Here is a 15,574-nt window from a genome sequence, read left to right on the forward strand (position 1 = left end):
GTTGCGCATCACGTTCACCCGACGTACGGCGGCGTACGCCTGAGCTCGCCGCGGGCGATGGTGCGGCGGTGCACGGCGTCCGGGCCATCGACGATCCTCAGGGCCCGCGCCCAGGCGTAGAAGTAGGCGAGAGGGGTGTCATCCGAGACTCCGGCGCCGCCGAAGATCTCGATCGCCCGGTCGATCACGGTGCAGGCGACCTGCGGCGCGATCACCTTGATGGCGGAGATCTCGAACCGGGCCTCTTTGGCCCCGACGGTGTCGATCATCCACGCGCAGTGCTGCACCTGGAGACGTGCCTGGTCGATCTCGATGCGGGAGTTGGCGATGTGCTCCTGGACCACGCCCTGCTCGGACAGGTACCCGCCGAAGGCGTGCCGCGACTTGGCGCGGTCGACCATCAGGGCCAGGGCCCGCTCTGCCATCCCGATGGCGCGCATGGCGTGGTGGATGCGGCCCGGCCCGAGACGCGCCTGCGCGATCGCGAATCCGGCGCCCTCCTCGCCGAGCAGGTTCGACGTCGGCACCCGGACGTCTGAGAAGACCAGCTCGCAGTGACCGTGCTGGTCCTGGTAGCCGAACAGCGGGAGGTTGCGCTCGATCGTCAGCCCCGGTGTACCGCGCGTGACCAGGACCATCGACTGCTGACGGTGGGGCTCGGCGGACTCATCCGTTTTGCCCATGACGATGAAGATCTCGCAGCGCTCGTCGGCCACGCCCGTGATCCACCACTTGCGGCCGTTGATCACGTACTCGTCGCCCTCGCGACGGATGACGGTCTGGATGTTCGTCGCGTCGGAGGAGGCCACGTCGGGCTCGGTCATGGCGTACGCCGACCGGATCCTGCCCTCCTTGAGCGGCTCGAGGTACGCGGCTTTCTGCTCGTCGGTGCCGAACAGGTGGAAGGTCTCCATGTTCCCGGTGTCGGGGGCCTGCGAGTTGATGGCCTCGGGGGCGATCACCGGCGACCAGCCGGAGATCTCCGAGACCGCGGCGAACTCGAGATTGGAGATGCCGGACCACTCCGGCAGGAAGAGGTTCCACAGCCCCCGCCGCCGCGCCTCCGCCTTGAGGTCCTCCATGACGGGCGGGTGCTCGTGGTCGCCGTGCGTGCGCAGGTACTCGGCCCACACCGGCTCGGCGGGGAACACATGCTCGCGCATGAACTCCCACATGTTCTCCTGCAGCTCGACGCTGCGCTGACTGTGCGCGAATTCCATGGTGTTTTGTCTCCTGGGTCGAGGACTAGTGAAGGGTCATGCCGCCGTCGACGGTGAGGGTCGACCCGGTGATGAACGACGAGGCGTCGGAGGCGAGGAAGAGAAGGGCGGAGTCGAGCTCCGGTTGCAGACCGAGCCGACCGAAGATCGTGCGCCCGGTGATGTCGGCGAGCATCGTCTCGGGGATCTCGTCGGTCATCTCCGAGGCGAAGTACCCGGGGGCGAGCGCGTTGACGCGGATCCCGCGCCGGCTCCCCCACTGGGCCGCCAGGTCCCGGGTGAGCCCCAGGACGGCCGCCTTGGAGGCCGAGTAGGCGGCCTGCGGGGCGAATCCCGCGGTCAGTCCGAGGACGCTGGCCACGTTGACGATGCTCGACCCGGGCTGCATGACCGCCGCGCACTCCTTGGCCGCCCAGTAGGCGCCGTGCAGGTTGACGTCCACCACGCCACGGAACTGGTCGGGGGTCTCCTTGAGCGCGGGCACGGCGGTGCCGATGCCGGCGTTGTTGACCAGGACGTCGATCCGCCCGTGGGAGTCCACAGCGGAGCGGACCATCGCGGCACACGCCTCGGGGTCCGCGACGTCACAGGCCACCGTCGACGCCGCACCGCCGGCCGCGCGAAGCTCCTCGGCGAGTGCGTCGAGGCGCTCCCGTCGGCGGGCGGCCAGGACGACCGTCGCGCCGGCGGAGGACAGGGCGCGGGCGAACCCGGCGCCGAGGCCGGACGACGCACCGGTGATCACCGCGACGCGCCCGTCCAGGCGGAAGCGGTCGAGCACGGGCAGCGCCGTGGTCGGACCCGTGCGGGGGTCGACCGGCCCGCGCACGGCCCGGGTGGTGGCGTCGGGAGCGGGGGCGCCGGGGGCGGGATCAGCCATCAGCGGGTGCCTTTCCGGGAGTCGAGGATCGAGTGGCCGTACTCCACCAGCTCGCGGATCTGCGGGCCGATGTCGCCGAAGTCCTGTCCGGCCATGTCTCCGGCCTCGGAGCGGGTGGCCACACCCTGGGCGATCGCCGCGAACTTGAACGTCGCGAACGCCAGGTACCAGGGCATGTGTGCGGGATCCGTGCCGGTCGCCGAGCAGTACCTGTCCAGCAACCGCTGCGGACCGGGCCACCCGGGGCCCGTGGTCAGATTCGGGATCAGCGGGACCTCGGGCCCGTCGGGATCGCCCCAGTACAGAACGGTCTGGGCGAGGTCGGCCACCGGATCGCCGAGCGTCGACAACTCCCAGTCGAGGATCGCCTTGATCCGCCCCGGATCGTCGGCGTCGACCACACAGTTGTCCATGCGGTAGTCACCGTGGATGATCCGCGACGACGGCGAGGTGGGCAGGTCCTGGCCGAGTCGCGCGGCCAGCTCGGGGAGGCGGTCCGCGCGGACACTCGCGCTCGCCTTCTCCGACTGTCCCAGCCACCGGCGTAGCTGCCGTTCCAGATAACCCTCCGGCCGCCCCAGGTCCCCCAGGCCGACGGCGTCCTGGTCCACTGCGTGGAGAGCGACCATCGCGTCGATCTGCGCGTCGGCCATGGCCGCCTTGTCGTCGTCGGACTCCGCGTAACCCGGCGGCAGCGCGTCACGGATCACGTGACCGACGACCTTCTCCATCACGTAGTACGGGACACCGAGGTCCTCGCCGGTGGTCTCGTTGAGCACGATCCCGGCCACCGGGACGTCCGTCGACGCCAGCCCCAGCTGAATGCGCGCCTCGCGCCCCATGTCGTGGGCGCTCGGGAGGAGCTCACCCGTGGGCGGCCGACGCAGGATGAGCTCCCCGGCGTCCGAGCGGAGCGTGAACGTGAGGTTGGACTTGCCCCCCGCGATCAGCTCGGCGGAGAAGTCCGCCCAGGCCTCCTCGCCCGTGGCCTCGGCGATCTTGGGCCCCACGACGTCGGGACGGAGGAGTCGGTCGACCGGCAGGCCGGCGGACGATGCTGGTGGAGTGGTCATGGGGTGATCCTCGCGGTTGTTGGGCGGTCGGATGGCCGGATTCCGGACGGACTAGTCGTGGCCGACCGTGTGCAGGTCGTTGCCCCGGGTCTCCTTCATGATCGCCGTCGCGATGATGGTGCACACGCAGAGCACGATGATGTAGGCGCTGATCATCCAGTACACGTCCCACTCGATGAACTGCGCGTTGAGGTACGGTGCGCTGCCGCCGAAGACCGCGACGGACAGGGAGTAGGCGAAGCCGATTCCGGCCGTGCGCATCTTGGTGGGGAACGCCTCGGACATGAACGACGACAGGATGGAACCGGCGGCGGCGACCAGGGTCATGGCGATCAGCGAGGTGAGGAACAGGGTCCACGGTCGGTCGTCGATCATGCCCATGAGGAACGGGGTGGTGACGATGGTGCCGACCGCGAAGATGAAGATCACCGGGCGTCGGCCGATCTTGTCCGACAGCAGGCCCCACAGCGGGAGGGTGCACAGGGCGATGAGCTGGCTGCCGAAGATCATCCAGAAGGCGGCGCCCGCATCCATGTCGCGCTGGGTGATCGCGAAGGTGGAGGCGTACGAGCTCCAGGTGTAGTGGGCGACGGTGACGCCGGAGACCATGGTCACGACCAGCGCGACGGCACGGGCCAGACGGCCCTTGGAGAAGGTGGCGACCGGGGAGGTCGGGTCGGCCGCGGCCGCCTCGGCGGCCTTGTCGAAGACGTCGGACTCCTCCATACCGGCCCGCAGGTACAGCACGAAGAGGGCGAACACGGCACCGAGCAGGAACGGGATACGCCAGCCCCACTCGCCGACGGCGGACTCGGACAGCACGGCGGTGATGGTGCCTCCGACGCCGTAGGCGATGACGGTGCCGCCCATGATGGCGACGAAGACCAGGCTCCCCCACATCCCGCGACGGTGGGGCGGCGCGATCTCGGCGACGTAGCTGTACGCGGTCGCGGACTCGCCACCGTGCGCGAACCCCTGGACGATCCGGCACAACAGGAGCAGGACGGACGCGAAGACACCCAGGGTCTCGTAGCTCGGCAGCAGGCCGATCAGCAGGCTCGCGCCCGCCATCATGAGCATGGTGGTGATGAGGACCCACTTGCGGCCCTTGACGTCGGCGATCCGGCCGAAGACGATCCCGCCGAGCGGTCGGACCAGGAAGCCCACCGCGAAGACCGCGAAGGTCGCCAGCAGTGCCGAGACCGGGTTCTCGTTGTTGAACATCGCCGCCGCGATGAACGGGGCGAACACCGCGTAGGCGGTCCACTCGTACCACTCGAACAGCTGCCCGGTGGTGCTGGCGGCGAGCGATCGCTTGGCGTTCCTGTTGCCCTCGGCGGACTGCGTCGGGGTGACCTCTGGGGGGAGGTCGGGGCGGATGCTGGCCTCGGCCATGTCATCTCCTTCGGGTCGGGATGAGGGGAAGGGGGTGTCAGGAGGGGGTGTGTTCGTCGCGGAGCTCGCGGCGACGGATCTTGCCGGTCTGGGTCTTGGGCAGTTCGCCGACCACGTGGACCTCGCCGGGTCTCTTGTAGGCGGCGAGCCTGGAGGCGGCAAAGGCGACCAGTTCCTCCCCGGTGGCGGTGCGGCCCGCCTTGAGGGAGACGAACGCGACCACCTTCTCGCCGCGGTACTCGTCGGGCAGGCCCACGACCGCGGCCTCGAAGACCGCGTCGTGCTCGTACATGACGTCCTCGACCTCGCGCGGCCAGACCTTGTATCCGGAGGCGTTGATCTGGTCCTTGAGCCTGTCGACGAGGTAGACCCAGCCGGCGGAGTCCATGACGGCGACATCACCGGTGTGCAGCCGGCCGCCGGGCATGGTCGAGTCGGTGGCCGCGTCGTTGCGCCAGTAGCCGGACACGATCTGGGGCCCGCTGAGGACCAGCTCGCCCTGGTGACCGGGCGGGACGGGTTGGCCGTCGACCCCCACCACGCTCGCGTCGACCCCCGGGAGCGGGACCCCGACGGAGAGGGTGCCGCTGGACTCGTCCACGGGGGCGCGGAGTCCCGGCGGGACGGCGACGACCCCCGAGGTCGTCTCGGTCATCCCGTACGCGTTGTGGATGTAGTGCCCGAACCGCTCGCGGAACCGTTCGACCGTCGACGGCGGGATCGGCGCTCCCCCGCTGTAGAGCGTCTTGACGGACGCGAAGTGGTCCGGGCCGGCCTCGTCCAGACGCATGAGCGCGTTGAAGGCCGTGATGGACCCGATCGTGTAGGTGACCCCGTGTTCGCGGAAGGCGTCCAGGACGACCTCGGGCCGGAAGCGCCCGGCAAAGACCAGGGTGGTGTCCCCCAGCAGGCCGAGGGTCGCGTTGATGACGGCGCCGGTGATGTGGAACAGCGGTGCGATCGCCAACACCACGTCTCCGGGCACGATGCCCACGAAGTCGGCGAAACTCCGGGCCACGGCCACGACGTTGGCGTGCGAGTTCATCGCGCCCTTCGGGGGGCCGGTGGTCCCGGACGTGTAGGTCAACAGCGCCAGATCGTCCGGGGACACCGCGACGGGAGCCGGGGTCCGGCCCGAGAAGTCGGAGATGAGCCGCACCAGATCGCCGTCCTCCGACGGCGTGCTGTCCTCCGTGCCGCCGAACGCGCGGGGGTCGTTCCTGGTCTGGAGGTCCCGCTCGCTGGTGCTCAGGATCCATCCGGCGTCGGTGCCCTCCACGCTCTCGCGGATCGCGGCGACGTCCCGGTCGGTCGCGATGATCCCCACCGCGCCGGAGTCCTCGACGGGCAACCGGAGCTCGCGGCCGAAGTACATCGGGTTGAGCACCACGGCGGCGGCGCCGATCTTCCACAGGGCGAGCAGGGCGATCGCGTACTGCGGGATGTTCTGCAGGTGGATGCCGACGCGGTCGCCGACGGCCACGCCGCGCTCCTGCAACGCGGCCCCGAGGGCGTCCGACATGCGGTCGACCTCGCGCGCCGACAGGAGGGTGTCGAAGTACGCGATGGCGGTCCGGTCCGGACTGGTCTCGACCCGGTCGCGCCATGCGTCGACCAGCGTTGACCGCCGCCCCACGAGGCTCTCGTCGAGACCCGGGCGGTACAGCTCCCGCCACGGGCGCGGGTTCGGTCCGCTCATCATCGCCCTCCGTTTCCGTCGGCCCGACCGATCGATCGCTCGGTCCGATGTAGTGTTACCCACACCACAGCACGTGTCAAGTGATCGACAGCTAGGGTTTTTCGATGACCGAGGAGAGTCCACCGATGAGCGACTGGCGAGAATTCGGGCCCGACACACTGTCGCCCCCGCTGCGGGCCGCGCTGGTCGTCTTCGCGCGACACGGGTACCACGGCGCCTCGATCAGGATGATCGCCGAAGAGGCGGGCCTGTCGGTTCCGGGTCTCTACCACCACTATCGCTCGAAACAGGCGATCCTCGCGGCCGTGGTGGACACCGCGATGGCGGAGATGCTCCAGCACACCGGCGCTGCCGTGGAGGACGCCGGGAGCCACCCGGTCGCCCGCTTCGAGAACCTCGTGGAGTGTCTGGCGCGCTTCCACATGGCCAGGCGGGACCAGGCGTTCGTGGCCTCCACGGAGATGCGGAGCATGGACCCGGACGTCCGCGCGCACCACATCGCCCAACGCGACTCCCAGCAGGCGATGCTCGAGGAGGCCATCCGGGCCGGCGTCGACTCGGGGGACTTCGCCTGCGAGCACCCCGAGGACGCGGCCCGCGCGATCTCGTCGCTGTGCGTGTCGATCTCCTCCTGGTTCCGCCCCGACGGCCCGCTGACGGGAGACGACGTGGTGGCACGACACCTGTACTTCGCCCGCGGCATGGTGGGCGCGGGCCGGGCCGGCGGGGGTGCCGACCTGTCACCGCCCCCGCGGTGACCGGCCCTTGCCCCGCGGCGCCTGCCGCCGGCCGCGTTCCTGGTCACCCCGTGCCTGGTCACCCCGTGACTGCTCACCCCGCGCCCGCGCCTTCGCCGCCGCTTTCTGCCGGGCGTTCAGCTTCTCCCTGGGTGCGTCCCCGGCATTGCGTGACGTGGCGGCGGTGCGGCCGCGGACGATGCCCACGAACTCGTCGATCATTACGTCGCCCTCGCGATCCGACGACCAGGCGACACCCATGCGGGTGGCGGGCACGCCCTCCAGCGGGCGCTCGATGACGTCCCGGCGACTCAGCGAGCGGGCGTAGGGCTGCGGTAGGACCAGTAGTCCGACCCCGGCCGCGACCAGGTCCACCGCGGCGGAGACCTCGTCCGGGGACGCGGTGATCGCGTCGACGGGGTCGAGCCACCGCTCCCCCTCCAGTTCGGCCGGGGACAGGGACTCGTAGGCGCCGATCTCGTGGCCCCGCGCCGCGAGCACCGCCATGGTCTCGGTGTACAGCGGGATGCGCAGAAGTCCGGCCGGGGCGGAGCGGGGGGCGTGATCGGCCTCACGGAGGAACACCACGTCGACACCGCCCCCGCCCGGCGTCGGCGCCAGCTCCGCCCGGGGGTCACCCACCCGCCGCGCCGAGATCGGCACGAGCGGATTGCGTTCGCGCCACCGGGTGAGCCACTTGTCGGGTTGCACGCCCGGAACGAAGCCGATGGCCAGGCTCCGCCGGTCCGGACCGATATCCTCGTTCACCCCTCAACGGTAGCCGCTGCCCGACTGAACCGGATTCGGCGATTGCGGACCGTCTCGGCCCCCGGGCCACTACCGTGCGTGTCGCCGGGCAGCTCCGGCGCCATCCCACAGAGGAGGACCCATGACCCACGTATTCCACGGCGTCGACGAGTTCCGTGCGGCCGCCGGCCTCGATCTCGGTGCCGGTGACTGGTTCGTGATCACACAGGACCGCATCGACTCCTTCGCCGACGTCACCGAGGACTGGCAGTGGATCCACGTCGACCCTCAGCGGGCCGCCTCGTCCGACATGGGATCGACCGTCGCCCACGGCTATCTCACGCTGTCACTGATCCCGCGCCTCAGCTCCGGGTTGTTCACGTTCGAGGGCATCGGTCGCGCGATCAACTACGGACTCGACAAGGTGCGGTTCCCCTCCTATGTCCGCCCCGGCGACAGGATCCGGGCGGTGGGGCGGGTGGCGTGGACCCGTGACGCGCAGGCCGGCGGAGTCCTCGCGTGCGTGCACTACGCGATCGAGGTCGAGGGCCGCGACAAGCCCGCCTGCGTCGCCGAGGCACTCATGGTGGCGTTCCCCGAGCAGGACTGAGCACCCCGGATCCGGGCGCGCATCCGGAACATCTACTGAATTCAGTTCACTTGATCTATCGTGGAGAGGTACACCCCCAGCGCCGGAAGGGCCGAACACATGGAGCGTTTTCAGGATCGCGTCGTCATCGTCACGGGTGCGACGGGCGGTATCGGGACCGAGATCTGCGGCCGACTCGCGGCCGAGGGCGCCGCCGTCGTCGTCGCCGATCTCCCCGGCACCCGCCTCGACGAGGTGGCCTCCTCCCTCCCGTCCGGCCCCCACCAGACGGTGGAGCTCGACGTGTCGTCCGAGGAGCAGTGGAACGCCGCGGTCTCCCGCATCATGGAGACCCACGGCCGGCTGGACGTCCTGGTGAACAACGCGGCGATCGGCAGCCTCAAGACGCTGGAGGACGAGTCCCCCGAGCACTGGCAGCGCGTGATCGACGTCGACCAGACCGGCGTGTGGCTGGGAATGAAGCACGCGGGCGCGGCGATCGAACGCACCGGCGGCGGGGCGATCGTCAACGTCTGCTCGATCCTGGGCAGCGTCGGCGGGTTCGGCAACAGCTTCGCCTATCACGCCGCCAAGGGCGCGGTGCGGACCATGTCCAAGAACGCCGCGATGCACTGGGCCACCAGGGGCGTCCGGGTGAACTCCCTGCACCCCGGATTCATCGAGACCCCCCAGCTCCTCGAGCGCTACGAGGGCAGCCAGCGCCATCGGGGAATGCTCGACGGCACCCCGATGGGGCGCCTCGGCACTCCCGCGGAGATCGCCGGCTGCGTGGCCTTCCTGGCCAGCGACGACGCCGGGTTCATGACCGGTGGCGAGCTCTATGCGGACGGCGGCTGGACCGCACGGTGAGAACGCCGTCCGGGTCCGCCGGCACCCGCCGGCGGGCCCGGACCGCGGGATCCCTGCTCAGGCGGTCACGAAGCGTTGCACGCCGGCCGACGAGACCTCGTCGACGACGACGTCACCCCTCGACACCAGGACGTCGAGGTGCGCCATCGTCTCGCAGGTCGCGATCATCTGGTTGAACACGTCGAGCGAGTCGAAGGCGCGCTCGCGGCGGGTCCAGGGCAGCCCCGACGCCACCTGGAGCCCCGTCGCCCCCTGACGGGCGCGCACTTGCGCACGCGTGGCGTCCAGTCTCGAGTCGTGATGGGACAGGAGCTCGCGGACCCGGCGGTGGACACTCCCCCCGACCTGGCCGTGCGCGGGCAGCATGAGCGTGTCCGGACGCTCCAGCATCGCCTCGAGCGAGGCGAGATAGTCGCCCAGGGGGTCGTCCCACCCCCCGAGCTCGAACCCGATCGACGGCGAGATCCTGGGCAGGACGTGGTCACCGGTGAACGTCACGCCGAGGGCGTCGTCGTCGAACACCAGGTGCCCCTTGGTGTGGCCGGCGGTCCGCCGCGCCTCCATCGGTCGCCCGGCCACCGAGACGGGGCCCTCCTCGGTCCACGTGTCGGGCAGCTCCCAGTCCTCGGCCAGCCAGGGCTCCGCCAACGACTCGACCCGGGACGCCTCGGCGATCTCCGGGGCGCCCGCCCGACGGAGTTGGTCGAGCGAGTCCGTGGGCACGCTGGTGCGAAGTTCGTGGAGCTCTGTCAACCCGGGGCGTTCACCACCGCCCAGGTGAATGCGGCTGCCGACGCGCCTGCGCAGCTCCGGCCCCATCGTGTAGTGGTCGCGGTGGATGTGCGTCACGTGGACGTCGGTCACCTCGTCGAGGCCGACGTCGACCGACCGCAGTCCGTCGCGCAGGATCTCGAGGTTGCCCGGGACGTTCCACCCGGCGTCGATGAGAGAGACCCCGTCCGGGCCCTCGATCACGTAGACGTTGATCGCGCGCAGGCCGTCCTGCGGCATCGGGAGGGGGATCCGGTGGACGCCGTCGGCCACCGGATGGCACCCGAGGTCGGTCCAGTCCGTTCCCTCGGTGGTCACGAGTCGGAGACCATGACCTGTTCGTCACCCATCACCATGATGGCGCGGCCGCCCATGGAGCCGACGTGTTCGGCGGCCTTCGCCCACTCGGGGCTCTCGAGCATCGCGTCGTAGGCCTCCTTGGAGTCGAAGCTGAGGACCGACACCCCGTCCCAGCCCAGCGAGTGCTTGTTCCCGCCGGCCTCCTTGACGGCCGTGTGGGACCAGCGACGCAGGCCGGGTAGCGGGTAGGTCACCTCGGCGTGCTCGCCCCGCCACCAGGTGATGAACTGCTCGTGGGTCCAGTCGCTGGGCTTGGACGCCATGACGATGAGGTTGTACACAGTTCCTCCGTAGTTGAATTCACTTCAGTATCTACACCGACGGTACCACCGCGGCCGGCCGCACCGTCCCGGAACGGAAACCGCCTCAGTGCACCAGGCGGAAACACGCCCCCATGACCGAGTCCGAGACCTCGGGCAGCGTTCGGCTCCCGCCGGGCCGGTACCAGTTCCACACGGAGTTGAGCAGTCCGAGCACGAACCGCCCGAGCTCGACCGGGTCGCGTCGCGGGAACTCACCCGAGTCCATGCCCCGCTCCAGCAGTCCGGTCCACTCCCGCTCGACCACCCGGACGAGCTCACGCGCCCTGACCCGCTCCTCCTCTTCCCGCTCGGACGAACGCGGGGTGGCGAGCATGTCGATGTGGTGCAGCAGGATTCGCGCCTGGAGCGCCTCGGTCTCACTGATGTCATAAGCGCTGGAGATCGCCGCCCGCAGCGCGGTCTCGGCGTCGCCGACTCCCTCGACCGCCACCGTGAAGCGCTCGTGGTACCTGGTGAGTTCGGCGCTCATGATGGTGAGCAGGCAGTGCGCCTTGGACTCGAAGTAGTGGTACAGCGCGGTCTGACCGATCCCCACCTCGCCGGCGATCGTCGCCCACTTGGTGTGCTCGTAACCGACGCTGCCGAAGTTGGCCACCGCCGCCTCGAGGATGACGTTCCTCTTGGACCGCGGGCCCTCAGTCTTGGTTGGCGCCATCGCCCGTACCCCCCGTGTTCGTGATCATCCGTCCAGGTTAAGGGAAAGTGAGTTCAGGTCACACCGGTATGCATCCAGATGGCGGCTGACCGACCCACCCCCGGCCTGCCTCAGTCTCCGAAGATCTCCGCCGCGAGGCTCGCCGCGCCCTTGCGGTCCAGTTTGCCCACCCTGGACTGCGGCAGCACCGACACCGACCGCACGAACTCGGGCCACTTGAACTTCGGGAAGTCCGCCGCCTCCAGGTGGCGGCGGATCTCGTCGAGACCGAGAGGCTCACCCTCCGAGACCACCAGCGCGGCGGTCCGTTCTCCCAGCACCGGGTCCGGCACGGGGACCACGCACACCTGGTGGATCCCCGGGATGGCCGCGAGCGCGCCCTCGACCTCGTTGATGTCGATGTTGCGTCCGCCGCGGATGATGAGGTCCTTCTCCCGACCACGGATGCTCACGCTGCCGTCGTCGTGGATCACGGCCCGGTCGCCGGTGGCCAGGAAGCCCTCGGCGTTGACGTCGGGCGCCACCGGGGCGCCGTCGCGGGCATACCCCACGAACAGGGACGGCCCGCGCACCTGCAGGGAACCGAGCGCCCCCGGCTCGAGCACGGCCCCGACCTCGTCGACGACGCGCACCTCGGTGCCGGGGAACGGGCGACCGTCCCGCCCCAGGCGCACCTCCACGTCGTCCGTCGGCGACGGGGTGGTGTGGCCGAGGCATTCGGACATCCCGAAGACCCGTAGCAGGGTCGTGCCGAGTTTCACCTCGGCGTCGTGCAGGGCCTTCTCGTTCATCGGACCACCGCCGACGGTCATCGCCCGCATCGCCGTCAGCGCCCCCTCGGCGCCGTCGACCAGGGTGAGTTGCAGAGCCATGGTCGGGACCAGCATCGTCCAGGCCACACGCTGGTCGCGCAGGAGCGCGACCGCCGTCTCGGGCTTCCATCTGTCCAGCGCCACCATCGCGCCCCCGAGCATGGTCGGCAGGTACATCCCGAAGCAGATCGCGGCCGCGGAGGACAAGGGCACCAGGGCGCCCACCGCGTCCCCGGGCTCGAGGCCCACGGCCTCGATCGTCGAGCGGCACGCGTAGCGCAACGCGTCCTCGGTCTGGATCACGCACTTCGGGCGTCCGGTGGACCCCGAGGTCATCGCCGCCACCGCTCCCCCGCGCCAGCGCTCGACCCCCTTCGAACGACCGTCCGCCGGCCCCGCGACGACCCAGCCGTCCAGTGCCCGGCCGACCTCGACGAACCCGTGCTCGGCCAGCCCCCAGACCTCGGCGGTGTCGGTGGCGGTCACCACGACGTCCGGCTGCAGGTCTTCGGCGGCGAAGTCGAACTCCGAGCGCGTCGCATGCCCGCTCATCACCGCGAGCATCCCGCCGGCCAGCCCCACGGCCACGGCGGCCGACACCGTCCGCCACGAGTTGTCCGCGCGGATGAGGACGGTCGGTGGGCCGTCCACCGCGGCCTCGATGACCTCGGCGAGCGCCCGGGCCCCGGCGAGGACCTCGGCGAGGTCGTGGGCCCCGTCCCCGTCCACCACGGCGACGTCACCAGGGGTGCGGGCCGCGCGGTCGATGACGTCCTGGGCGAGCTGCTTCATTGGGCTTCTCCTAAGCGATCAGTGGTCCGACGGCGTGTCACGCCGCGGACGGGTCGGTTCCGGGGACGACGACGAGGCGACCGGATGCCCGACCGTGTCGCAGATCCTCGTAGGCCGCGGGAACCTCGTCCATCGTGCGCTCCTCGACGACCGAGACGATCTCACCCTCGGCCGCGAGGGTGAGGACGGCGGCCAGGTCGGCGTGCGGGCCCCAGAAAGGTGCGGAGACCCGCCACCCGCGGGCGACCGACCCCTGCTTGTCGACCGTGAGGGCCCCGCCCGCCGAACCGATCACGGTGAGTCCTCCTCCGGTGCCCAGCATGCGGGCGCCCGCCGCCACCGTCTCCTGCGCGCCGACGAAGTCGAAGACCAGGTCGGCTCCCTTGCCGGCGGCCAGTCGCTGGACCACCTCGGCGGCCTCCACGACCGAGGCGACGGCGTGGTCGGCCCCGAGCTCGGTGGCCAGCGCCCGGGCGCTCTCGCGGGGGTCGACCGCCACCACCACCTCGGGCGAACGGGATCTCAACACCTGCAGAGCGAGGTGGCCGAGCCCGCCGATCCCGATCACCACGACCACCGAGCCCCTCACGCTCACCGGCTGCGACTGGACCGCGTGGTAGGCGGTGAGTCCGGCGTCGGTCAGCGGGGCGAGGGCCGGCCCCGCGTCGGGGTCGACGGCGACGAGATGGCGCGCCGCGGGGACGAGCATGTAGTCGGCCAGTCCCCCGTCCCGCCCGATCCCTCCGCCGACCGCGCCCGAGAGGCGGACGCAATAGTTGTCCCGCCCATTCCGGCACCTGCGACACTCGCCGCACGACCACACTCCGTGCACGGCGTAGGTCACGCCGATCCGGCTCTCATCGACGCGGTCGCCGACAGCGACCACCGTGCCCACGACCTCGTGACCGAGGGTGAACGGGAGGGTGAACGGCATCAGCCCCTCGGGCGCGTCCATGATGTGCAGATCCGACTGGCACAATCCGGCGGCATCCACCTTCAGCAGCAGTTCACCGGGCCCGGGACGAGGCACGGGGATGCGGTCGAGCCTGGGGCCCGAACCCCATTCGTGTAGACGCCACGCCCGCATGGTGGCGGGCAGCTCGACTCGCGACGCCGGAGAAGTCATCGCGCCGTCCACCCGCCGTCCACGGTGAGGACGTGGCCGGTCACGTAGCTCGCGGCGTCGGAGGCGAGGAACAGCACCGCGCCGTCCACCTCGCCCGCGCGGCCACCGCGGTTGAGCATGGTGTTGCGCCGCACCCATCCTGCGGACTTCTCGTTGGCGAACAGCCCGTCGGTCATCTCGGTGTCGAACCATCCGGGCACGACGGCGTTGACCCGCACGCCCCGTCGGCCCCACTGGCCGGCGAGCTCCCGGGTGACGCCGATGACCGCCGACTTGGAGGCCGCGTATCCGGCTCCCCCGATGGGCGCCGTGGAGACCAGCCCGATCACCGACGAGATGTTGATGATCGAACACGGCCGCCCCTCCGGCAGTGCGTTGACGGCCGCGGCCGAGAGGTGGAAACCGGAGGTGAGGTTGACGCGCAGGATGTCGTCGAACTCCTCCGCGCTCTCGGTGAGTGCATCGGGCGGGCCGGGGCGGCCGGCGTTGTTGACCAGGACATCGACGCCGCCGCCGACCTCCGTGGCCGTCGCGACGAGCCGGGCACGATCCTCCGGATCCGTGATGTCGCACTCCACCGGAACCAGCCCGGACACCTCGGCGGCCAGTCCGGCGAGGCGCTCGGCACGGCGGGCGGCGGCGACCACCGTCGCGCCCGCCGCCGCGAGGGTGCGGGCGAAGCCCTCCCCGAGTCCAGAGGACGCGCCGGTCACCACCGCGACCCGCCCGGTGAGGTCGAAGAGCTCGGTCGGGTTCGACATCAGTAGACCGCCGTCCGTCCGCCGTCCACGGGGATCAGCGCGCCCGTGGTGTACCCGGCCTGGTCGGAGGCCAGGTGGACGACCAGACCCGCGATCTCCGCCGGGTCACCCAGGCGGCCGGCCGGGAGCCGGTTGACCACCAGGCCGAGGAACTCGGAGTCCCAGTCCGCCGCCATGTCGGAGGCGAAGGCGCCGGGCATGATGCAGTTCACGCGCACCGAGGGTGCATACTCTTGGGCGAAGGCGCGGGTCAGGGCGTTGAGGCCGTTCTTCGAGGCGGCGTACGTGGCCTCCGGCGGGCTCGGACGCTCGGCGCCGATGCTGGAGATGTTGATGATGGAGCCGCCGCCGGCCTGCACCATCCGGTCCCCGGCCACCGCCATGAGGCGGAAGGGGCCCTTGAGGTTGACGTCGATGGTCTTGGAGAACAGCGCCTCGGAGACCTCGAGGGCGGACGGCGCGAGCGGCGCGATCCCGGCGTTGTTGACCACCACGTCGATCGATCCGTGATCGCGGACGACCCGGTCCACGGCGGGCTCGATCGCGTCCCAGTCGCCCACGTGCAGCGCCAGCGGGTACGCGGCCTGTCCTGTGGCGGCGGTGATCTCGGCGGCCACCGCCTCGCACTGGTCGGCCTTGCGGCTGGAGACGATCACCGTGGCGCCGGCCTCGGACAGGGCCAGCGCCATCGCCTTGCCGAGGCCGCGGGTCGCGCCCGTGACGAGCGCGACCTTGCCGGCCAGAAGGGCGGACTTCTCGCTCAT

16 protein-coding genes are annotated in these 15,574 nt (G+C 70.7%); 3 read left to right on the plus strand and 13 right to left on the minus strand.

Annotated features, from left to right (window positions below):
• Positions 1 to 14: 14 nt before the first annotated feature.
• The 5 genes from ABIE38_RS06660 to ABIE38_RS06680 form a co-directional block, all read right to left on the minus strand.
• Entirely contained in the window at positions 15 to 1,220 is a 1,206-nt protein-coding gene (locus ABIE38_RS06660; protein WP_354054666.1) for an acyl-CoA dehydrogenase family protein, read from the minus strand.
• A 25-nt stretch (positions 1,221 to 1,245) separates the two neighbouring features.
• Positions 1,246 to 2,007, minus strand: coding sequence for an SDR family NAD(P)-dependent oxidoreductase (locus tag ABIE38_RS06665; RefSeq protein WP_354054813.1), 762 nt, complete (start codon positions 2,005 to 2,007; stop codon positions 1,246 to 1,248).
• 92 nt (positions 2,008 to 2,099) lie between these two features.
• A complete protein-coding gene (locus tag ABIE38_RS06670) occupies positions 2,100 to 3,173 on the minus strand; it encodes a phosphotransferase family protein (protein ID WP_354054667.1) in 1,074 nt (357 codons plus the stop codon).
• 51 nt (positions 3,174 to 3,224) lie between these two features.
• Positions 3,225 to 4,568, minus strand: coding sequence for an MFS transporter (locus tag ABIE38_RS06675; RefSeq protein WP_354054669.1), 1,344 nt, complete (start codon positions 4,566 to 4,568; stop codon positions 3,225 to 3,227).
• A 37-nt stretch (positions 4,569 to 4,605) separates the two neighbouring features.
• Complete coding sequence (locus ABIE38_RS06680) at positions 4,606 to 6,267, minus strand: class I adenylate-forming enzyme family protein (RefSeq protein WP_354054670.1); 1,662 nt, start codon at positions 6,265 to 6,267, stop codon at positions 4,606 to 4,608.
• A 104-nt stretch (positions 6,268 to 6,371) separates the two neighbouring features.
• Between ABIE38_RS06680 and ABIE38_RS06685 the strand changes: the two genes are divergently transcribed.
• Positions 6,372 to 7,025: a TetR/AcrR family transcriptional regulator gene (locus ABIE38_RS06685; protein WP_502914727.1), complete on the plus strand. Its 654-nt coding sequence runs from the start codon at positions 6,372 to 6,374 to the stop codon at positions 7,023 to 7,025.
• On the opposite strand, the gene ABIE38_RS06690 is transcribed toward ABIE38_RS06685, so the two are convergent.
• A complete protein-coding gene (locus ABIE38_RS06690; RefSeq protein WP_354054672.1) occupies positions 7,008 to 7,772 on the minus strand; it encodes a LysR family transcriptional regulator substrate-binding protein in 765 nt (254 codons plus the stop codon). The two genes, ABIE38_RS06685 and ABIE38_RS06690, sit on opposite strands and share 18 nt — an antisense overlap.
• Before the next feature lie 121 nt (positions 7,773 to 7,893).
• Between ABIE38_RS06690 and ABIE38_RS06695 the strand changes: the two genes are divergently transcribed.
• Both ABIE38_RS06695 and ABIE38_RS06700 read left to right on the plus strand, forming a co-directional pair.
• Positions 7,894 to 8,361, plus strand: a complete 468-nt coding sequence (locus ABIE38_RS06695) for a MaoC family dehydratase (protein ID WP_354054673.1) — start codon at positions 7,894 to 7,896, stop codon at positions 8,359 to 8,361.
• A 99-nt stretch (positions 8,362 to 8,460) separates the two neighbouring features.
• Positions 8,461 to 9,210, plus strand: coding sequence for an SDR family NAD(P)-dependent oxidoreductase (locus tag ABIE38_RS06700; RefSeq protein ID WP_354054675.1), 750 nt, complete (start codon positions 8,461 to 8,463; stop codon positions 9,208 to 9,210).
• 57 nt (positions 9,211 to 9,267) lie between these two features.
• Here ABIE38_RS06700 and ABIE38_RS06705 read toward each other — a convergent pair whose 3' ends face one another.
• The 7 genes from ABIE38_RS06705 to ABIE38_RS06735 form a co-directional block, all read right to left on the minus strand.
• Positions 9,268 to 10,299, minus strand: coding sequence for an MBL fold metallo-hydrolase (locus ABIE38_RS06705; protein ID WP_354054677.1), 1,032 nt, complete (start codon positions 10,297 to 10,299; stop codon positions 9,268 to 9,270).
• Positions 10,296 to 10,622: an EthD domain-containing protein gene (locus ABIE38_RS06710; RefSeq protein WP_354054679.1), complete on the minus strand. Its 327-nt coding sequence runs from the start codon at positions 10,620 to 10,622 to the stop codon at positions 10,296 to 10,298. The genes ABIE38_RS06705 and ABIE38_RS06710 overlap by 4 nt, the downstream gene beginning before the upstream one ends.
• An 85-nt stretch (positions 10,623 to 10,707) precedes the next feature.
• Positions 10,708 to 11,319 (minus strand): TetR/AcrR family transcriptional regulator, encoded by a 612-nt coding sequence (locus ABIE38_RS06715; RefSeq protein WP_354054681.1) that lies wholly within the window; start codon positions 11,317 to 11,319, stop codon positions 10,708 to 10,710.
• Positions 11,320 to 11,429: 110 nt separating this feature from the next.
• On the minus strand, positions 11,430 to 12,923 hold the full coding sequence (locus ABIE38_RS06720; protein ID WP_354054683.1) for a class I adenylate-forming enzyme family protein: 1,494 nt from the start codon (positions 12,921 to 12,923) through the stop codon (positions 11,430 to 11,432).
• Positions 12,924 to 12,960: 37 nt separating this feature from the next.
• The gene (locus ABIE38_RS06725) at positions 12,961 to 14,049 is read right to left on the minus strand and encodes an NAD(P)-dependent alcohol dehydrogenase (RefSeq protein ID WP_354054684.1); all 1,089 of its coding nucleotides are present in this window, start codon (positions 14,047 to 14,049) and stop codon (positions 12,961 to 12,963) included.
• Positions 14,046 to 14,810, minus strand: coding sequence for an SDR family NAD(P)-dependent oxidoreductase (locus ABIE38_RS06730; RefSeq protein ID WP_354054686.1), 765 nt, complete (start codon positions 14,808 to 14,810; stop codon positions 14,046 to 14,048). Before ABIE38_RS06730 ends, ABIE38_RS06725 begins: the two co-directional genes overlap by 4 nt.
• Positions 14,810 to 15,574, minus strand: a complete 765-nt coding sequence (locus tag ABIE38_RS06735; protein ID WP_354054688.1) for an SDR family NAD(P)-dependent oxidoreductase — start codon at positions 15,572 to 15,574, stop codon at positions 14,810 to 14,812. The genes ABIE38_RS06730 and ABIE38_RS06735 overlap by 1 nt, the downstream gene beginning before the upstream one ends.

The organism is Dietzia sp. 2505 (assembly GCF_040546785.1).
Classification (GTDB): domain Bacteria; phylum Actinomycetota; class Actinomycetes; order Mycobacteriales; family Mycobacteriaceae; genus Dietzia.

Bases quoted from the DNA above. Each gene is read 5' to 3' on its own strand.
- ABIE38_RS06715 (WP_354054681.1), bottom strand. From the start codon at position 11,319: ATGGCGCCAACCAAGACTGAGGGCCCGCGGTCCAAGAGGAACGTCATC.
- ABIE38_RS06730 (WP_354054686.1), bottom strand. From the start codon at position 14,810: ATGTCGAACCCGACCGAGCTCTTCGACCTCACCGGGCGGGTCGCGGTG.
- ABIE38_RS06725 (WP_354054684.1), bottom strand. From the start codon at position 14,049: ATGACTTCTCCGGCGTCGCGAGTCGAGCTGCCCGCCACCATGCGGGCG.
- ABIE38_RS06685 (WP_502914727.1), top strand. From the start codon at position 6,372: ATGACCGAGGAGAGTCCACCGATGAGCGACTGGCGAGAATTCGGGCCC.
- ABIE38_RS06660 (WP_354054666.1), bottom strand. From the start codon at position 1,220: ATGGAATTCGCGCACAGTCAGCGCAGCGTCGAGCTGCAGGAGAACATG.
- ABIE38_RS06700 (WP_354054675.1), top strand. From the start codon at position 8,461: ATGGAGCGTTTTCAGGATCGCGTCGTCATCGTCACGGGTGCGACGGGC.
- ABIE38_RS06695 (WP_354054673.1), top strand. From the start codon at position 7,894: ATGACCCACGTATTCCACGGCGTCGACGAGTTCCGTGCGGCCGCCGGC.
- ABIE38_RS06720 (WP_354054683.1), bottom strand. From the start codon at position 12,923: ATGAAGCAGCTCGCCCAGGACGTCATCGACCGCGCGGCCCGCACCCCT.
- ABIE38_RS06680 (WP_354054670.1), bottom strand. From the start codon at position 6,267: ATGAGCGGACCGAACCCGCGCCCGTGGCGGGAGCTGTACCGCCCGGGT.
- ABIE38_RS06670 (WP_354054667.1), bottom strand. From the start codon at position 3,173: ATGACCACTCCACCAGCATCGTCCGCCGGCCTGCCGGTCGACCGACTC.
- ABIE38_RS06675 (WP_354054669.1), bottom strand. From the start codon at position 4,568: ATGGCCGAGGCCAGCATCCGCCCCGACCTCCCCCCAGAGGTCACCCCG.
- ABIE38_RS06735 (WP_354054688.1), bottom strand. From the start codon at position 15,574: ATGAGCGAGAAGTCCGCCCTTCTGGCCGGCAAGGTCGCGCTCGTCACG.